The following is a 17,759-nucleotide window of genomic DNA, read 5'->3' as shown; positions in this document are numbered from 1 at the left end:
GACAGCAGACAGCAGACCGCAGGCACCGAACACCAGACACCGGGCCCGGCCAACCGACCGGGCTCGGTGCTGGCTCGCCGGGCGCCGTGCTCAGCTCGTCAGTTCCGTGCGGGCCGCCACGAAGGCGTCCACCGCGCGGTCGACGTCGGCCGTCGAGTGGGCCGCGGACAGCTGGACGCGGATCCGGGCCTTGCCCTGCGGGACCACCGGGTACGAGAAGCCGATCACGTACACGCCCCGGTCGAGCAGCAGCTCGGCCATCCGTCCGGCCTCGGCCGCGTCGCCGATCATGACGGGGGCGATGGCGTGGTCGCCGGGGAGGACGTCGAAGCCCTCCTCGGTCATCCGGCGGCGGAACAGCTCGGTGTTCTCGGCGAGGCGCACCCGCAGGTCGTCGGCGGACTCCAGCAGGTCGAGGACCTTGAGCGAGGCCGCGGCGATCACCGGGGCGAGGGTGTTGGAGAAGAGGTAGGGGCGGGAGCGCTGCCGCAGCAGGGCGACGATCTCGGCGCGGGCCGCCACATAGCCGCCGGAGGCGCCGCCGAGGGCCTTGCCGAGGGTGCCGGTGACGATGTCGACGCGGTCCATCACGCCGTGCAGCTCGGGGGTGCCCCGGCCGGACGGGCCGACGAAGCCGACGGCGTGCGAGTCGTCGACCATGACCATCGCGTCGTACCGGTCGGCCAGGTCGCAGATCTCGCGCAGCGGCGCCACATAGCCGTCCATGGAGAACACCCCGTCGGTGACGACGAGCCTCCGCCGCGCCCCGGCCGCCTCCTTCAACTGCCTTTCCAGGTCGTCGAGATCGCGGTTGGCGTAGCGCAGGCGGCGGGCCTTGGAGAGCCGGATGCCGTCGATGATCGAGGCGTGGTTGAGGGCGTCGGAGATCACCGCGTCCTCCTCGCCGAGCAGCGTCTCGAAGACGCCCCCGTTGGCGTCGAAGCAGGAGGAGTAGAGGATCGTGTCCTCCTGGCCGAGGAACGCCGACAGCCGCGCCTCCAGCTCCTTGTGGACCTCCTGGGTGCCGCAGATGAAGCGGACCGAGGCCATGCCGTAGCCCCAGCGGTCCAGTGCCTCGTGGGCGGCGGCGATCACCTCGGGGTGGTCGGCGAGGCCGAGGTAGTTGTTGGCGCAGAAGTTGAGGACCTCGCCCGGGCGGCCCCCCGCGGTCACGGCGACGGTCGCGGACTGCGGGGTGCCGATCACGCGCTCGGGCTTGTGCAGCCCGGCGGCGCGGATCTCGTCGAGGGTGTCGCGCAGGTCGTCGCGCACGGAGTCGAACATGGCAGAAGCTCCTAAAAGATTACGCGGTCCAGTCGAGGATGACCTTGCCGCCGCGGCCGCTCGCCGCGTCGGCGAAGGCGGCCTCGAAGTCGCGGTGGCCGTAGCGGCCGGTGATCACGGGGGCGAGGTCGAGACCGCCCTCCAGCAGGACGGACATCGCGTACCAGGTCTCGAACATCTCCCGGCCGTAGATGCCCTTGATGGTGATCATCGAGGTGACGATCCGGGCCCAGTCGACGGGGAACTCCTGGGTGGGCAGACCGAGCACCGCGATCCGGCCGCCGTGCGTCATGTTGGCGATCATGTCCCGCATCGCCTCGGGCCGGCCGGACATCTCCAGGCCGATGTCGAAGCCCTCACGCAGGCCCAGTTCCCGCTGTCCGTCGGCGATCGAGGCCTGCGCCACGTTCAGCGCCAGGCTCACGCCGATCTTGCGGGCCAGGTCGAGGCGCTCCTCGCTGACGTCGGTGATCATGACGTGCCGGGCGCCCGCGTGCCGGGCCACCGCCGCCGCCATCAGGCCGATCGGTCCGGCGCCGGTGATCAGGACGTCCTCGCCGACCAGCGGGAAGGAGAGCGCGGTGTGCACGGCGTTGCCGAACGGGTCGAAGATCGCAGCCACGTCGAGGTCGACCGGGACCCGGTGCACCCAGACGTTGCCGGCGGGCAGCGCGACGTACTCGGCGAACGCGCCGTCGCGGCCGACGCCGAGGCCGACCGTGGCCCGGCACAGATGACGCCGGCCGGCCTGGCAGTTGCGGCACTTGCCGCACACCAGGTGGCCCTCGCCGCTGACCCGGTCACCGGCCTTGATGTCCACGACGTCGCGTCCGGTGGCCACCACCTCGCCGACGAACTCGTGCCCGACCACCAGCGGGGTGGTGACGGCCTGCTGCGCCCAGCCGTCCCAGGCCTTGATGTGCAGGTCGGTGCCGCAGATTCCGGTCCGCAGCACCCTGATCAGTACGTCGCCCGGTCCGACCGCGGGCTCCGGCACGTCCGCGAGCCACAGCCCGGGCTCCGCCTTCTCCTTGACCAGCGCCTTCAACGCTACGGCTCCTGTGCGTGAGGTGCCGGTCGCGAGCACGCCGAAGCGGCCCGCGACCGGGCATGGGGGGTGGTATCGCACAGAAATCTGCCGCACCCGGGCGCCGGGGTCCATCGAGGTTTTCTTAAGCGCCGCCACAGCTGCGCTTCACGCCCTGCGAACCCCCCGCCGGAGCCTGCCTCTTCGAGACGGGAGACGTGGTGGTGGCCGGGGTACCGGGCCTGCGCCACCCGGGTGACGACGACGGAGAGCTGCCGAGGGGCGGTCGTCGACGATGTCGCCGACTTCACCCGTCCGGCCGACCGGGTGCGGAGCGGCGGGGAACTCGTGGGTCTCCGCCGTGCGCAGCGGGTCTCGGCGAAGGCGAGCCCGGCGGACCGCCCGCCGGGTGAGGCGGAAGAGGCCGGCGCGGGTCGATGCCGGTGACGGTGGCGTGGTCCTCGGTGTCGTCGAGGGACCCTCGGCGGCTGGGCCACCACCGCCCGCGCCGTCTCACAGGTGTCGGTCCGGCCCAGTTCACCGCGCTCGCGGGCGTCACTACAGCAGCGGGAACCCGTCGGCCTCGCGTCGCTCCAGGCGGGCCACCAGCTCCGCCGCCGACGCCTTGATGGTCTCCAGACCGGGCCGCCCCCAGGGCCGTGGCTCCACGTCGACCGCGCACACCGTGCCGAGCACCGTCCCCGTGCTGTCGACGAGCGGGGCGCCCAGGTAGGAGCGGACGCCGAACTCGTCGACGATCGGGTTGCCCGCGAACCGCGGGTAGTCGCAGACGTCCTCCAGGACCAGCGCCTTGCGCCGCACCACCACGTGGGGGCAGAAACCGTGGTCGCGGGCGAGCTCCCGGCCGAGCACCGGCGTACTGCCGTCGGGCTTCACCACGGGTGGGGCCACGGCCGGCAGGTGCAGGCCGGCGAAGAACTGACGGTCCTGGCCGATGAAGTTGACCATGGCGTACGGCGCCCTGGTGATCTCGGCGAGCCGGTCCGCGTAGATGTCGAGCTCGGGGTCGGGGCGGCCGCCCAGGCGCAGTTGGCCGAGGCGCCGGGTGCGCTCGGGTGCCTCCTTGTCCTCCGGGGTGAGCAGCAGGCGACCGGCCGGGCGCGAGGGGTCGTACCTCATGCGCGGGCTCCGGCGCTGTGGACGTGGGTCATGTGCGGCTCCGTGAGGGGTGTGCGGGCTTCACCTGTGGGCGCCGTGGCTCGGCGCGGAGACCGGGGCGTGGGCGATGAGGTGGCGGACGAGGGTGAGCAGGGTCTGGACGCCGGAGCTGGAGATCCGGGCGTCGCAGCGGACGACGGGGATCTGCGGGTCGAGGTCGATGGCGGCGCGCACCTCCTCCGGGTCGTAGCGGTAGGAGCCGTCGAACTCGTTGACGGCGACGATGAAGCCGAGGCCGCGTTCCTCGAAGAAGTCGACGGCCGCGAAGCAGTCCTCCAGCCGGCGGGTGTCGGCGAGGATGACCGCGCCGAGCGCACCTTCGGACAGCTCGTCCCACATGAACCAGAACCGCTCCTGACCGGGCGTGCCGAACAGGTACAGCACGTGCTCCGGGTCCAGGGTGATCCGGCCGAAGTCCATGGCCACCGTCGTCTCGACCTTGTTCTCGATGCCTTCGAGGTCGTCGGTGGCGGCGCTGACCGTGGTGAGCAGTTCCTCCGTGGACAGCGGTGCGATCTCGCTCACCGCGCCCACGAAGGTGGTCTTGCCGGCCCCGAACCCACCAGCCACCAGGATTTTCAGCGCGGTGGGGAAGGGGTCAGAGCTGTCGTCGTAGTCCATCGAGCACTGCCTCCAGGAGGGACCGGTCAGTGGGGTTGTGGTGGAAGGCGGGGGGTTTGGCGGTGAGCGCCCCGCAGTCGACGAGGTCGGAGAGCAGCACCTTGGTGACCACGGCGGGCAGCTTGAGGTGCGCGGCGATCTCGGCGACCGAGACGGGGCCGCGGCACAGGTCGAGCGCCTGCGCGTGCTCGGGACCGAGGTAGCCGAGGGGGGTGGTCCCCGTGGCCATCACCTGCGACATCAGGTCGAAGGCGATGCTGGGCTCGGTACGGCCGTTGCTGATCGTGAACGGGCGCACGAGGCGTCCGGCCGCGTCGTCCAGCCACGGCCCGTCGCCGGCTGCCGCCACCCTCAAGGCCTCATCGCCGTGGGTTCGACGGCGTGCTGCCGGGGCGCGGTGACGAGGTAGGGGCGGACGCTCTTCACCAGCATCGCCATCTCGTAGCCGAGGACGGCGGCGTCGGCCTCCCGGCCGGCCAGTACGGCGAGACAGGTGCCGGAGCCGGCGGTGGTGACGAACAGCAGGGTCGAGTCGAGTTCGACGACGACCTGGCGGACGTCCCCGCCGTCGCCGAACCGGACGCCCGCGCTGCGGCCGAGCGAGTACAGGCCGGAGGCGAGCGCCGCCATGTGGTCGGCGCTGTCCGGGTCGAGGCCGTGGACGGACTTCACCAGCCCGTCGCAGGAGAGCAGCACGGCGCTGGTGGTGTGCGGTACGCGCTGCACGAGGCCGCTCATCAGCCAGTCGAGGTCGGATACCTGGGCGGTCGGCGCATCGCTCGCCATGGTGGATCGACTCCTTGAGGTACGAAGGTCCCCGGGAGCACTGGGGGTGGGGGTGGAGTGGGCGGTGGGGGTGGTGACGGTGCTGGTCATCCGGCCGGTGTGCTCCCGTCGGGCCGGGTGGTGAACTCGGAGGTGTGCACCGGGCGCAGGGCCTGGGAGCGCGACGAGGGCCGGGACCCTGGCGGGGGGTCGGCGGGGTCGCGGTGTGCCCAGCTCAGGTGTGTCTGGGTCAAGTAGTCGCCGGACATGTACTCGTCCGCCAGGTGGTCGTGCGCGGCGTGGACGTGGGTGGCGTGCGAGGTGCTGCTCGCCGGGTCGTCCCCGGCGGCGCCCGCGCCGCCGCCGGCCCCCGGCACTGCCGTGTCGAGGGCGTCCATGACGGGGTGCGCCGGTTCGGTCGGTGTGGTGGCCGGCGCCGGTGGTTCCGGCTGGGTGGCCTCCAGGTGCTGCTGCGCCTCGGCGAGGCCGATGCCCCGCTGGAAGGCGGCCATCAGGCCGGGGTCGTGTCCGGCCGGAGCCTCGTGGCTGTCCTGGCGGGGCGCCGGGCCGCCGCGCAGCTGGGGGACGATGTGCTCCTGGGCGCGGCGGCGCGGCAGTTGGGGCTTGCCCATGGTGCCGCGCACGGCGCCGGCGCGTGGCACGGGCGGCGCACCGGCGTTCCCGGCGACCGTGGGCCGGTCCTCGGGCCGGATGCCGGGAAGCGCCTCGGCGGGGTTGGGCCGGGTGTCGTGGGCGCCGCGCACCGGCAGCGGCGCGGGTGCCCCGCCGGGCTGCGCGTGCCGGCGGCGCTCACCGTCGGCGCCGCCTGCGGCACCGGGAGCCACCGGCTGTCGCCCGGCGCGTCCTCCGACCGACGGACCGCCTGCGGCCGCCGGCCGGCTCCCGGTGCCGGTGTCGGCCCCCGCGGCGCCGGGCGGTGCGCCTCCCTCCGGTGTCCCGGTACCGGCGGACGACCGCGCGGTCCCGGTGCCCGGTACACCTCCCGGCGCCGTCGGCGTACCGCCTCCGGCCGCCGTGCCGCGCGGCTGCGGTACGGCACCGGGTGCGCCCGGCGCCGAACCCAGCAGGGCCTGCGGGACGACGAGAACGGCCTGGACGCCGCCGTAGATGTTGGTCTGGAGGCGTACCTGGATGCCGTGGCGGCGGGCGAGCTGGGAGACCACGAACAGGCCGATGCGGCCGTCGGCCAGCAGGCTGGCGACGTTGACCTGGTCGGGGTCGGCGAGCAGGGCGTTCATCTTGGACTGTTCGCCGACCGGCATGCCGAGTCCGCGGTCCTCGACCTCGACCGCGAGGCCGGAGGTGACGAGGTTGGCGCGGAGCAGCACCTGGGTGTGCGGGGCGGAGAACACGGTGGCGTTCTCGACGAGTTCGGCGAGGAGGTGGATGACGTCGGCGACGGCGTGCCCGCGCAGTTCGCCGTCGATCGGGGGGACGAGCTTGACCCGGGAGTACTGCTCGACCTCGGCGATGGCGGAGCGCAGCACCTCGGTCATGGAGACGGGGTTGCTCCACTGCCGCCGGGAGACGGCGCCGCCGAGCACGGCGAGGTTCTCGGCGTGCCGCCGGATGCGGGTGGCCAGGTGGTCGACGTGGAAGAGGCCCTTGAGCAGGTCCGGGTCCTCGATCTCGTTCTCCAGGTCGTCGAGGATGGAGATCTCCCGGTGCACGAGGGACTGAAGCCGCCGTGCCAGGTTGACGAAGACCTCCAGCTTCTGTTCGCTGCCGGCCTGGCTGGAGAGCTGGGCGGCCTGCACGACGGCGGTGACGGCGCCGTCGTGCGCGCGGGACAGGTCGGCGGCGAGCAGCTCGAAGTCGTCGGCGTCCTCGGGTGGTCCGCCGCGCGGTTTGCGCTGCGGCGGGTTCTCGCCACGGCGCAGTGCCTCGACGAGAGCGCGCAGGTCGGTCTCCCCGCGGGCGGCGTTGCGGCGCAGCACGTCCACGCGGTCGCTGACCGCGCGGGCGGCGCGGCCCGCGGCCACGGCGGCGATCACGATGCCCGCGGCGGTCACCGAGAGCGCTCCGGCGAGCACGGCCAGCAGGCCGAGGCCGGGGCGCGCGCCGGTGGAGCGGATCGTGAAGAGGACGGCTGCGCAGCCGCTGAGGGCCACCGCGACCGGCGGCAGCACGGCGAGGCGCATCAACTGCGGCCGTATGTGTGTCTCGGGCAGCGCGGGAACGGGTCGGGCGACCGGACGTCCGTGCCGGCCGCCCTCACGGCGGTCGGCGCGGGCGGCCGGTGCACGGAGGTGAGACATCTGCGTCCTCGTACTGGTCCGTCGGGCCTGGTCTCTCGCGCGGGTCGCGCGAGCTGGGCATGCGCCATCGCGGTGCCGGCCGAGGGGATCGCAGAAGGTTTCGGCCCCGCGTCGTCCGGCGGACACTCACAGTAGTCGCCAAGGCATCATGTGCGGTGGGCAGTTGACAAAGTCACCCGGAGATGATCCCGCTCCGGTATGAGCCGTCGTACGAAAGCCCGATAACCCCCTCGGCACCTCATCACCGAACGGCCACCGACCGATCCGACCTGCTCAAAAACGGTCAGCCCCAGAAGGACCGGGCCCGGCCGCCCGCCACACCGCCGCCCCGCCGCGAAGTGCGCTCCGCACCTCACCGACCGGCCGTTCCGAGGACCGGATCATCCCCTCGCACCCTCACCACCGCCCCGAGAACGTCACTCAGAGCGACCCCTTTGGCCCTCACCTTCGACCGCTGCCGACCGCCGGGGGAAGAGGAACGGCACGACCGCACGGCCGGTCATGACGGTGCCCCCGTCCGGCTCGGGCGGGGGCACGCAGGTCACTTCGGCATCACGGGCACATCACTGACGGCGTGTCACGCCTCACTCGCGAGGTCGAGGTCTTCTCGTCCCGGTGTGTTCTCCGGCCGTACCGCGAGGCGCCAGGGCCGGGTGATCGGCGCCGACACGGTGCGCCACCAGCGGTCGGCGGGCAGCTTCCCGGACGGTTCGAAGGGCTCACCGGGACGCGGCAGCGCCACCGCCTGGCCCGCCTCGTCACCCGCGTCCTTGGTCCACTCCCCCGGCTCGGCCCAGGCGTGCGGGGCGAGGTTGAAGGTCCCCCAGTGGATCGGCAGCAGCACGCCGTGCGGCCGGCCCCCCTGGAGGTCGAGGTGGGCGCGCATGCCCTCCTCGGGTGTCATGTGTATGTCGGGCCAGTGCTCGCTGTACGCGCCGATCTGGATCATCGTCAGGTCGAAGGGGCCGTGGTCGGCTCCGATGTCCTGGAAGCCGTCGAAGTAGCCGGTGTCACCGCTGTGGTAGATCCGGTGCTCCGGGCCCGCCACGACCCAGGACGCCCACAGGGTGTGCTGGGTGTTGCGCAGCCCCCGGCCGCAGAAGTGGCGGGCCGGGGTGGCCGTCAGGGTGAGGCCGCCGACCTCGGTCGCCTCGTGCCAGTCCAGCTCGCGTATCCGGCCGGGCGCCACCCCCCACTGCTCGAGGTGGGCCCCGACGCCGAGCGGCACGGCGAACAGGGTGTCCGTGCCGGCCAGCGCTCTGATGGTCGGCAGGTCGAGGTGGTCGTAGTGGTCGTGCGAGATGACCACCACGTCGACCGGGCCGAGCGCGGCGAGCGGCACCGGGACCGGGTGCAGGCGCTTGGGGCCGGCGAAGGGGAACGGCGAGCAGCGTTCGCCCCAGACGGGGTCGAACAGGACGCGGTGCCCGTCGATCTCGGCGAGGACGCTGGAGTGGCCCATCCAGGTCGCCCGGAGGCCGCTCGCCGCGGGCCTGGCGAGGTCGGCGACGGTGGTGGGATGCACGGGTACGGTGCCCCGGGGAGCGCGGCGGGCGCGCTGCTCCTTCTCGAAGTACTTCTTCGCGAAGTCCAGCATCGAACCCGAGGGCCGGGTCCGTGCGAGCCCGCCGGGGTTCTGGAAGACACCGTCCTTGAAGTGCGGTGAGCCCTGGATGCGGGCCAGGCGCTCGCCGCCGGGGTCCGCGCCGAAGGCGGCGGGCCGCAGCGCGCGGAGCCCGGAGCTCAGGGGACTCGAACCGGTCACGGTACCTCCAGTGCTGTTGCCGAGGCCTCCATTATGGTCGGCCCCCCGGGCGGTCGGCGTTGACACCGCGCCACCCGCCTCCCAATACTGACCCACTGTTCAGTAACACCTTTTCTTCACACAGCTCGCGAGGAGCCCCCTTGTCCGCTCCCCTGATGTCTCTCGTCTGGACCGACCACGTCACCGGCCGCCAGGGCTTCCTGGTCGTCGACCGGCTGGTGCGGGGCGTGGCCAGCGGCGGTCTGCGGATGCGGCCGGGCTGCACCCTGGAGGAGGTCACCGGGCTCGCCCGGGGGATGACGATGAAGGAGGCCCTGCACTACGACCCCGAGGGCCGCTACGTCCCCCTCGGCGGCGCCAAGGGCGGCATCGACTGCGATCCCCGGGACCCGGGGGCGTACCCGCTGCTGGTCCGCTACCTGCGGGCCATGCGGCCGTACATCGAGAGCTTCTGGACCACCGGCGAGGACCTCGGCCTCACCCAGGACCTGGTGGACCGGGCCGCCGGGGAGGCCGGCCTGGTCTCCTCGGTGCAGGCGGTGTACCCGCTGCTGGACGACGAGACGGCGGCCCGGCGACGGCTGGCGGACGCCTTCGCCGTCGAGGTGGACGGCATCGGACTCGACGAGCTGGCCGGCGGCTGCGGGGTCGCCGAGTCGGCGCTGACGGCCCTGGACCGGGCCGGGGTGCCGCACCGCGGGACGCGGGTCGCCGTACAGGGGTTCGGCACGATGGGCGGGGCCACGGCGCGTTTCCTCGCCCGCGCGGGGCTCGCGGTGGTGGCCGTCGCCGACGTCAAGGGCACCATCGCCAACCCGGCGGGGCTGGACGTCGAGGCCCTGCTGCGCGCCCGGGACGCGTACGGCGCCGTCGACCGCGCGGTGCTGCGCCCCGGCGACCTCGAACTGCCGGGCGACGCCTGGCTCGCCACGGACGCGGAGGTGTTGGTGCCCGCCGCGGTGTCGTACGCGATCGACCCGGCCAACGAGCACCTGGTCACCGCCCGGTGGGTCGTCGAGGCGGCCAACATGCCGGTGCTGCCCGAGGCGGAGGAACGGCTCATCGCGCGCGGGGTGACCGTTCTGCCGGACGTGGTGGTCAACTCGGGCACCAACGCCTGGTGGTGGTGGACCCTGTTCGGCGACATCGGGCCGGACGCCGACGAGGCGTTCGCCCATCTCCGGCGCTCGATGCGGGCCCTGGTGGGACTGATGCTGGACCGTGCGGAGTCCGACGGCACCACGCCGCGGGCCGCCGCGCACGCGCTGGTGACCGACCGGCTGCCGGTGATCGCGGAACGGTTCGACTGGTACCGCTGACGGCCGACGGCGCACGGGTCCCGGGTCGGGGAGCCGTGCGGCGGCGGGCGGCTCACGGCCGGGTGTCGCGGGTGAGGACCACCGCGTAACGGCATTCGGTGGCGGTGGTGTTGGCGAAGACGCGGTCGGCGGGGGCGCCGAGTTCGACGGTGTCGCCGGTGCCGAGTTCGTGGACGGTGTCGCCGTCATGGAAGGTCAGCCGTCCGTCGAGGACCCAGACGAGCTGTCGTACGAAGGCGAAGGCCGCCGCCGGATACGGGACGCGGGCTCCGGCGGGCAGCCGGATCTCGGCGATCTCCGCCGGGAAGCGCGGGCCGGTGATCTGACGGCGCCGGTAGCCGGTGCCGGGGTCCTGCCACTCGGCCGCGTCCGCGCCGCGCCGTACACCCGCCGTGTCGGCCACCGCGTCCGGCTCGCCCTCGGCGAGGGCGAGCAGGGAGGCGACGCCGAGCCGGAAGGCGGCGGACAGCTTGCCGAGGACGACGGCGGTGGGGCTGCTCTCGCCCCGTTCGATCCGGCTGATCATCGCAGCGGACACGCCGGACGCGTCCGCCAGCTGCGCCAGGGTCCAGCGGCGCCGTTCCCGTTCGGTGCGGACCCGGGCCGCGATCCTCGCCACCAGGGCGTCCGCCCCCGGATCTACTATGTTGGACATGAATCCACTATACGAGAGAGACCCGGTGGTGACGGTCCGGCCGGCGCGGCCCGGTGACGCGGAGGCGGTGCGGGCGATCCGCAACCACGCGATCGAGCACTCGACCGCCCTGTGGACCGACACCCCGCAGACCCCGGCCGAGGGAGCGGCCTGGTTCGCCACGCACCTGGAACGCGGTTCGGCGCTCGTGGCCGAGGTCGCCTGCGCTCCGGGCGAGGTGGCCGGATTCGCGGTCTACGGACCGTGGCGCCCCCTGGACGGCTACCGGCACACGGTGGAGGACTCCGTCTACGTGCGCGAGGGCAGCCAGGGACTCGGCATCGGCTCCGCGCTGCTGGCCGCGCTGATCGCCGGGGCACGCGAGGCGGGCCACCACGTGATGGTCGCCGGCATCGAGGCCCGGAACGCCCCGTCCGTCCGGCTGCACGAGCGGTTCGGCTTCGAGCACGCCGGCACGGTCCGGGAGGTGGGCACCAAGTTCGGCCGCTGGCTGGACCTGACGCTCATGCGGCTGCCGCTGTCCTGAGACCGCGACGCGGGTGGTGGGACGACCGATTAGGGTGACCGCGTGGCGAGAGTGCGGTTGAGTGTGGCCGAGCGGCGCGAGGAGCTGCTGCGGGCCGCCGTCGAGCAGATCGAGGCGCGGGGCGTGGCGGCGGTGCGGATCGCCGATGTCGCGTCGGCTCTCGGCGTGAGCAACGCTCTGGTGCTGTACCACTTCTCGACCAAGGAGAAGCTGGTCGCCGCCGCCTTCACCCATGCCGCCGAGGGCGATCTCGCACATCTGCGCCGGCTGCTCGGCCGCCGGACGTCGGCGCTGCGCCGGCTGCGGGCGGCGGTGCGCTGGTACGCGCCGACCGGGCAGGCCAAGGGGTGGCGGCTGTGGATCGAGGGCTGGGCGGCGGCACTGCGCGAACCCGCTCTGCGGGACGTGACCAGGAGTCTGGACCAGGAGTGGAAGGCCGCGCTCGCCGAGGTCATCGCCGAAGGGGTGGCCGCCGGTGAGTTCCGGTGCCCCGACCCGATGGCCTCGGCCCTGCGGCTGACGGCCCTGCTCGACGGGCTCGCCGTCCAGCTCACCTCCTACCCGGGCGCCGTACCGCGCTCCCGAGCGCAGGAGTGGGCCGACGAGGCGCTGGCCCGTGAACTGGGGCTGCCCGCGGGGCGGTGAGGGCGGCCCCCCAGAGCCGCCGTCTCCTTGCCCGCCGCGCGGGCGCACGCCTCAGGCCACGGAGGCGATCCGCATCTTGATGTCGTCCGGCGAGAGCGCGCCCTTGGCCATGACGTGGTCGCCCGAGGACTCGCCGCGCAGCCGTCGCCCGATCCACGGGACCAGGTACTCGCGGGCCCAGTGCACGTCGTCGCGACGGATCTCGAGGGTGCCGCGGGGCGGCAGCGGCGGCCAGGGCTGGTCGGGGTCCGCGGGGATCTCGACGCCGAGCACCTGACCGGCCCGCAGCGCCACGCGCGTGTGCCCCTCGGGAGAGAGGTGCAGCCGGTCGTCGTCCCAGGCCCGCCGGTCCTGCACGGTCTTCAGGGACCACAGGTCCAGCACCGGGCAGCCGTACCGGTCGGCGATCGCCCGCACATGACCGTTGTAGGTGGCGATCTTGCCGCGCAGGTGTTTGAGGACGGGCACGTTACGGGTGTCGAAGCCGGTGGTCACCATGACCGTACCGATGGCCCCGGTCAGCCGGACCACGGCCCGCTCGAACCGCTCGGCCACCTCGTCCGGGTCCGTGCCGGGGCGGATGATGTCGTTGCCGCCGGCGCAGAAGGAGACCAGGTCCGGGGCGAGTTCCAGGGCCTTGGGCACCTGGTCCGCCACGATCTGGTCGAGCAGTTTCCCGCGTACGGCGAGGTTGGTGTACTCGAAGTCGCCCTCGGGGCGCCGGTCCGACAGCAGTACCGCGAACCGGTCGGCCCAGCCGACGAACGACCCGTCGGGGCCCGGGTCGCCGACGCCCTCGCTGAAGCTGTCCCCCAGCGCCACGTACGACCCGATCACTGATGCGTTGTCACTCTTCGAATCGTCTGCCACATCGGATCATGATTCACCTTTGACTGTGACCTACGCGACCGTAATAAGGGGTTGACGATCGGTGAGATAAGACACTTTTAAATACTGTGCCAAGCCAGGAATAAGGGCCTGGTCAGCGACGTTGACGGGATGATCCCCGGACTCGTGGGTCCGGCCCTCGGAGTGCGTGTCGGACCGGTGGGGCCCCTCAGCCGACGGCGAGGCCCTTCGAGCGGAGGTAGGCGACCGGGTCCACGTCCGAGCCGTAGTCGGGGGTGGTACGGATCTCGAAGTGCAGGTGCGGGCCGGTCACGTTGCCGGTCGCGCCGGAGAGGCCGACCTGCTGGCCCGCGGTCACGGTCTGGCCGACCGAGACGGAGAGCGCGGAGAGGTGGCCGTACTGCGCGTAGTGACCGTCGGCGAGCCGGATGACGACCTGGTTGCCGTAGGCGCCGCCCCAGCCGGCCGTGACGACCGTGCCCGCGCCGACGGCCTTGACGGGGGTGCCGGTGGGCACGACGAAGTCGACGCCGGTGTGGTACCCGCTGGACCACATGGAGCCCGGCACGTGGTAGCCGGTGCCGACGGTGGCGCCGCTGACCGGGAGGACGTACCCGGAGGCGGCCGCCGTCGAGGCGTCCGGGGTGGACGGGGTGGACGGCACGGACGGGGTGGCCGCAGAGGACGAGGTGGAGGACTGCGCCTCGGGCCGGGCTCCGGAGTCCGCGGCACCGGTCGTCGTGGCACCGGTCGTCGTGGCACCAGTCGTCGTGGCGCCGCGGCCACCGAGCCCGAGTTCGAGGCCGGGGTGGATCAGCGAGGGGTTGTCGCCGACGGCCCGCCGGTTGTCGGCGTAGAGCCGGTGCCAGCCCCCGCTGATGTGCTGGTCACGCGCGATCTCCGAGAGGCAGTCGCCGGGCACCACGGTGTACGTGCGCTGCGCGGAAAGCCCGGCGGCGGACGTCCGCACGGTCGCCTTCTCCGGCGCCGCCTCGGCGACGGCCGGCAGCGACTGCGGGGCCTTCGCGGAGACGGACTGCGCGGTGGCCGCGTGGGCGCCGGTGGCCCCCATGAGCGGCAGGGCCAGCGCGGCGCCGCCGGTTCCAGCGACGGCCATCGAACGGGTGAGACGCTGGGTCTTCGGGCGGCGGTGCTTACCCCTCGCGGGCATGGCGCGTTCCTCTCCGGCGCCTGCGAGGTGAGCTGTCGGGTTCGGGCTGGAGCTGCCCGGCCACGCCGGAAGGCGTGACTGCACCCCTGGCCTGTCCCGGGAACCGGAACAGGCGGTCTTGCCTGGTGGGTCCCCCGCTCCTGCCGGGCACGGGTGAGTGTGTGGGGACTCCGGGCGGCGGCAGGATTCGGCGTTCCGTCCGGATGCGTGGCGAACGTAAGCGAGCAGGACGCACCCGGACAAGCGAACGGTTCCCGCCCTCCCGGTTCCGCTTGATCCGTTACCGGAATTCCCGGTCACCCTCCGTGAATTCCGACCTTTCCCGGTCCCGTAAATCCCTTGCGAAGCGCCTCCATTACGTGGACATGACGCGCGACGGTCGGTCACGAATATGACGCTCCTCACGCACGTCACGCCACGTCCCCATATTCCAGAGCGAGTTGCAATTAAAGCGCCAATTCGGACAGAAGGATCAGATGCGGCGGAGTCGGATGACCGTGGCATCCAGGTCGCCCTTGAGCCCCGCGTGCAGCCCGTGGTGCAACAGGACGGCCCCTCGGTGCACTTCGCCCGTTTCGCGGCATTCGTACGACGCCTCCGGGTCGAGACCCTTGAGCCGGAGCGCCGGCACCGGCTCGCCGTAGCTCTGCGCCTGGAGCCAGGCGAGGACGGCGGTCTCGTCGCCGAGCGTGTACTGCACCGCACTGAGTCCGCCGGCCGGCGGCCGCAGCCGGAACTGCTCGCCGCGCTGCACCAGCGGCCGGATCTCCTTGTAGAGCTCCACCCAGTGGCCGGCCTCGGAGAGTTCCTCCTCGGTCCACTTCGAGAGGTCGCCGCCGACCCCGAGCGCCCCGGCCATGGAGCTGACGAACCGGAAACGCAGCGAGCTGACCCGGCCGTTGAGCTGGTGGTTCGGACTGTCGGTGACCCAGGCGGACATCACCCGGGCGGGGTGGATCTGACTGAAGCCGTGCTGGATGGCGAGCCGGTCCAGCGGGTCCGTGTTGTCGGAGGTCCACACCTCGTCGGTACGGCTCATGATGCCGAGGTCGATCCGGCCGCCGCCGCCGGAGCAGGACTCGATGGCGACGTCCGGGTGGGCCGCGCGGATCCGGTCGAGCAGGGCGTACAGACCGCGCACGTGGTCCACCCACAGGCGCTGCGGGTAGGGCTCGCCCGGCCAGCCCGCGTCGGTGAAGCAGCGGTTGAAGTCCCACTTGACGTAGTCGATGGGCGCGCTGGACAGCAGGGCGTCGAGCTGCTCCCAGAGGTACTCCCGGACGTCCTCGCGGGCGAGGTTGAGGACGAGCTGGTTGCGCAGCTCCGTCCGCTTCCGGCCCTGCTGGTACTGCACCCAGTCGGGGTGCGCCCGGTACAGCTCGCTGTCCGGGTTGACCATCTCGGGCTCGACCCAGATGCCGAACTGCATGCCGAGCGCGTGCACGTACTCGGCGAGGGGCCCCAGACCCTTCGGGAACCGGTCCGGGTTGGGCGTCCAGTCGCCGAGGCCGGCGCGGTCGGAGGTGCGGGCGCCGAACCAGCCGTCGTCCACCACGAACAGCTCGACGCCGATCGCGGCGGCCCGCCGGGCGAGGGTGGCCTGCTGCTCCTCGGAGATGTCGAAGGTGGTCGCCTCCCACGAGTTGAACAGCACCGGCCGGTCCCGGTCCGCGTCGGGGATGACGTGCGCCCGCTGGTAGGCGTGCCAGGCACGGCTCGCCCCGCCGAAGCCGCCGTCGGACCACAGGGCCGCGAACACGGGACTGGTGTACGACTCGCCCTCGGCCAGCATCAGCAGGCCCGAGTCGTCGTAGCCGGCGCCGCCGGTGATCTGCACGCGCGCGTCGGGGAGCTGGGCGACGGCGATCCGCCAGGACCCGGACCAGCCGAGGGCGCAGCCCCAGACCTCCCCGTGGTCCTCGGTGGCGTCGGTGTCCAGGGCGACCCAGGGCAGGTGCTGGTGGCCGGTGTGGCCGCGACGGCTGCCGATGACCTTCTCGCCGTATGTGAGCGGGGTGCTGACCAGCCGGGACTCGGCGGCCCAGCGGCCGTGCAGCTGGGAGAGCCGCCAGCCCTCGCGGTCGGGCAGCGTCCAGGTCGCCGCGTCGGCGCGCAGCAGTTCCACGGGCGCGTGCCCCTCGTTGCCGACGGTCACCCAGCGCTCGACGACGTCGCCGCGCATCCGGTAGTGCAGGGTGATCACGATCCCGTCGTCCCGGAAGCGCAGGCGCAGTTCCTCGTCGCCGGCGTCGCCCGCCGTCTCGTACGACTCGAAGGCCCACTCCGTGCCGCGGCGCTCTTCAGTGCGCACCGACAGCGCGGGGCGTACGAAGCGGGGGCCGCCCTCGACGGGGTACTCCTCACGGCCGTCGAGCGGGGACTCGAAGGGCCAGTAGCCGGGCAGCACCCGGGGGCTGAGGGACTCGGCGTCGGCGAGCCGGATGCGGGGCCCCCAATGCAGGTGAAGCAGTTCGCCGGCCTCCGTCAGATGCAGCGCGTAGCTGCTGCCGGGGCCCGACAGGAGCCAGGTACGACCGTTTTCGGCGATGTCCACCATCGAGAAACCTCACACAGGTGCCAACAGATCCGCTCAAGCCCCAACATCATCAAGGGCCGCAGGCCCCGGAGGCAACGTCTGTGGACAACTCATTGCCTGTGGAAACCGATGTCGTATGGTCGACGCAGTGCCCGTCGACGAGCCGCGCCGACGGGGCCGGCCGGGAGGAGCCCCCGTGACGCAGCAGGTCCCGTCCACCGAGCCCGAGCTGGCCGGTGTGCGCAACTTCCGTGACGTGGGCGGCCTGCCGACCGTGGACGGGCGCCGGGTGCGGCACGGCGTGCTGTTCCGCAGCGGGCACCTCGCGCACGCGACCGAGCAGGACGCGGAGTTCCTCGCCTCCCTCGGGCTGCACACGATCTTCGACTTCCGCAACGCGGCGGACCAGAAGCTGGAGGGGCCGGACGTCGAGCTGCCCGGCGTGCGGTACGTGAACCTGCCGCTGAGCGATCCGGCGCACGGCGCCGAGTTCTGGACGATGGTCCGCGAGGGTGACATCGAGCAGCTGCGCGGGCTCCTGGGCGACGGCAGGGCGGCGGCCCGGATGGTCACCTCGTACCGCATGATCGTCAAGGACCGTACCGGCGAGCACGCGCGCGTGCTGCACGCCATCGCCGAGGACAGCGTCCCGGTGCTGATGCACTGCGCGGCCGGCAAGGACCGGGCGGGCATCTCGATCGCCGTGACGCTGCTCGCGGTGGGCGTGGAACGGGACGCGATCCTCGCCGACTACCTGGAGTCCAACGCCAAGCACCGCCGCTACCGGGTGAAGCGCAGCGGCAGCGGGGACAGCGTCTACAGCCCCGAGGTGATGGAACTGCTCAGCCCGCTCTTCGACGCGCGCGCGGAGTACCTGACGGCGGCCGTCGAGAGCATCGAGGAGACGTGGGGCGACGTCGACACCTACCTGGAGCAGGGGCTCGGCCTCACCCCTGCGACCCGGGAACGGCTGCGCGAGCGCCTGCTCGACTAGGGCCTGTCTGACAATTCCCGCCTGCCACGCGACGCCATGCACGCTCCCCCAGCCTCCGGCCGGGGGCCCCACTCGCCGCACCGGGCCCTGACCCAAGTACGTCCAGTACGTGGATCAGGGCCCGGCACTCCCCCAGCCGCCAGA

16 protein-coding genes and 1 riboswitch are annotated in these 17,759 nt (G+C 72.7%); of the genes, 4 read left to right on the top strand and 12 right to left on the bottom strand.

Going from position 1 to position 17,759, the window contains the following annotated elements; all coding sequences use genetic code 11:
- Positions 1-90: 90 nt before the first annotated feature.
- The 8 genes from AB0958_RS30025 to AB0958_RS29990 all read right to left on the bottom strand — a co-directional run bounded on the left by AB0958_RS30025 (position 91) and on the right by AB0958_RS29990 (position 8,920).
- Positions 91-1,284 carry a glycine C-acetyltransferase gene (locus AB0958_RS30025; RefSeq protein ID WP_366893611.1) on the bottom strand — a complete coding sequence of 398 codons (1,194 nt, stop codon included), beginning with the start codon at positions 1,282-1,284 and terminating at the stop codon, positions 91-93.
- A gap of 19 nt (positions 1,285-1,303) precedes the next feature.
- Positions 1,304-2,332 carry an L-threonine 3-dehydrogenase gene (gene tdh, locus AB0958_RS30020; protein ID WP_366893610.1) on the bottom strand — a complete coding sequence of 343 codons (1,029 nt, stop codon included), beginning with the start codon at positions 2,330-2,332 and terminating at the stop codon, positions 1,304-1,306.
- Positions 2,333-2,869: 537 nt separating this feature from the next.
- Positions 2,870-3,451, bottom strand: a complete 582-nt coding sequence (locus tag AB0958_RS30015) for a GAF domain-containing protein (RefSeq protein ID WP_366893609.1) — start codon at positions 3,449-3,451, stop codon at positions 2,870-2,872.
- A 60-nt stretch (positions 3,452-3,511) separates the two neighbouring features.
- Positions 3,512-4,111: an ATP/GTP-binding protein gene (locus AB0958_RS30010; protein ID WP_132887297.1), complete on the bottom strand. Its 600-nt coding sequence runs from the start codon at positions 4,109-4,111 to the stop codon at positions 3,512-3,514.
- Positions 4,089-4,460 carry a DUF742 domain-containing protein gene (locus tag AB0958_RS30005; protein ID WP_366893608.1) on the bottom strand — a complete coding sequence of 124 codons (372 nt, stop codon included), beginning with the start codon at positions 4,458-4,460 and terminating at the stop codon, positions 4,089-4,091. The genes AB0958_RS30010 and AB0958_RS30005 overlap by 23 nt, the downstream gene beginning before the upstream one ends.
- A gap of 2 nt (positions 4,461-4,462) precedes the next feature.
- Positions 4,463-4,897: a roadblock/LC7 domain-containing protein gene (locus AB0958_RS30000; protein WP_046728213.1), complete on the bottom strand. Its 435-nt coding sequence runs from the start codon at positions 4,895-4,897 to the stop codon at positions 4,463-4,465.
- Between the two features lie 86 nt (positions 4,898-4,983).
- Positions 4,984-7,155: an ATP-binding protein gene (locus AB0958_RS29995; protein WP_366893607.1), complete on the bottom strand. Its 2,172-nt coding sequence runs from the start codon at positions 7,153-7,155 to the stop codon at positions 4,984-4,986.
- Positions 7,156-7,732: 577 nt separating this feature from the next.
- Positions 7,733-8,920 carry an MBL fold metallo-hydrolase gene (locus AB0958_RS29990; RefSeq protein WP_366893606.1) on the bottom strand — a complete coding sequence of 396 codons (1,188 nt, stop codon included), beginning with the start codon at positions 8,918-8,920 and terminating at the stop codon, positions 7,733-7,735.
- Positions 8,921-9,060: 140 nt separating this feature from the next.
- On the opposite strand from AB0958_RS29990, the gene AB0958_RS29985 reads away from it, so the two are divergent.
- Positions 9,061-10,239: a Glu/Leu/Phe/Val dehydrogenase dimerization domain-containing protein gene (locus tag AB0958_RS29985; protein WP_366893605.1), complete on the top strand. Its 1,179-nt coding sequence runs from the start codon at positions 9,061-9,063 to the stop codon at positions 10,237-10,239.
- A gap of 52 nt (positions 10,240-10,291) precedes the next feature.
- On the opposite strand, the gene AB0958_RS29980 is transcribed toward AB0958_RS29985, so the two are convergent.
- Positions 10,292-10,894, bottom strand: coding sequence for an XRE family transcriptional regulator (locus tag AB0958_RS29980; RefSeq protein WP_366893604.1), 603 nt, complete (start codon positions 10,892-10,894; stop codon positions 10,292-10,294).
- Between AB0958_RS29980 and AB0958_RS29975 the strand changes: the two genes are divergently transcribed.
- Positions 10,893-11,420: an N-acetyltransferase family protein gene (locus tag AB0958_RS29975; RefSeq protein WP_366893603.1), complete on the top strand. Its 528-nt coding sequence runs from the start codon at positions 10,893-10,895 to the stop codon at positions 11,418-11,420. The two genes, AB0958_RS29980 and AB0958_RS29975, sit on opposite strands and share 2 nt — an antisense overlap.
- 42 nt (positions 11,421-11,462) lie before the next feature.
- Positions 11,463-12,065 carry a TetR/AcrR family transcriptional regulator gene (locus AB0958_RS29970; RefSeq protein WP_366893602.1) on the top strand — a complete coding sequence of 201 codons (603 nt, stop codon included), beginning with the start codon at positions 11,463-11,465 and terminating at the stop codon, positions 12,063-12,065.
- A 51-nt stretch (positions 12,066-12,116) separates the two neighbouring features.
- On the opposite strand, the gene AB0958_RS29965 is transcribed toward AB0958_RS29970, so the two are convergent.
- The 3 genes from AB0958_RS29965 to AB0958_RS29955 all read right to left on the bottom strand — a co-directional run bounded on the left by AB0958_RS29965 (position 12,117) and on the right by AB0958_RS29955 (position 16,642).
- The gene (locus tag AB0958_RS29965; protein ID WP_366893601.1) at positions 12,117-12,902 is read right to left on the bottom strand and encodes an SGNH/GDSL hydrolase family protein; all 786 of its coding nucleotides are present in this window, start codon (positions 12,900-12,902) and stop codon (positions 12,117-12,119) included.
- A 220-nt stretch (positions 12,903-13,122) separates the two neighbouring features.
- Positions 13,123-14,085 (bottom strand): LysM peptidoglycan-binding domain-containing M23 family metallopeptidase, encoded by a 963-nt coding sequence (locus AB0958_RS29960; protein ID WP_366893600.1) that lies wholly within the window; start codon positions 14,083-14,085, stop codon positions 13,123-13,125.
- Between the two features lie 4 nt (positions 14,086-14,089).
- Positions 14,090-14,251, bottom strand: a riboswitch (cyclic di-AMP (ydaO/yuaA leader).
- A 306-nt stretch (positions 14,252-14,557) separates the two neighbouring features.
- Positions 14,558-16,642, bottom strand: coding sequence for an alpha-galactosidase (locus AB0958_RS29955; protein ID WP_366893599.1), 2,085 nt, complete (start codon positions 16,640-16,642; stop codon positions 14,558-14,560).
- A 175-nt stretch (positions 16,643-16,817) separates the two neighbouring features.
- Between AB0958_RS29955 and AB0958_RS29950 the strand changes: the two genes are divergently transcribed.
- Positions 16,818-17,615: a tyrosine-protein phosphatase gene (locus tag AB0958_RS29950; protein WP_366893598.1), complete on the top strand. Its 798-nt coding sequence runs from the start codon at positions 16,818-16,820 to the stop codon at positions 17,613-17,615.
- The last annotated feature ends 144 nt before the right edge of the window (positions 17,616-17,759 follow it).

Origin of the sequence: Streptomyces sp. NPDC006655 (assembly GCF_040703965.1) — a bacterium.
In the GTDB taxonomy this organism is placed as follows: domain Bacteria; phylum Actinomycetota; class Actinomycetes; order Streptomycetales; family Streptomycetaceae; genus Streptomyces.
This window is presented reverse-complemented; position numbering and strand designations above follow the sequence as displayed.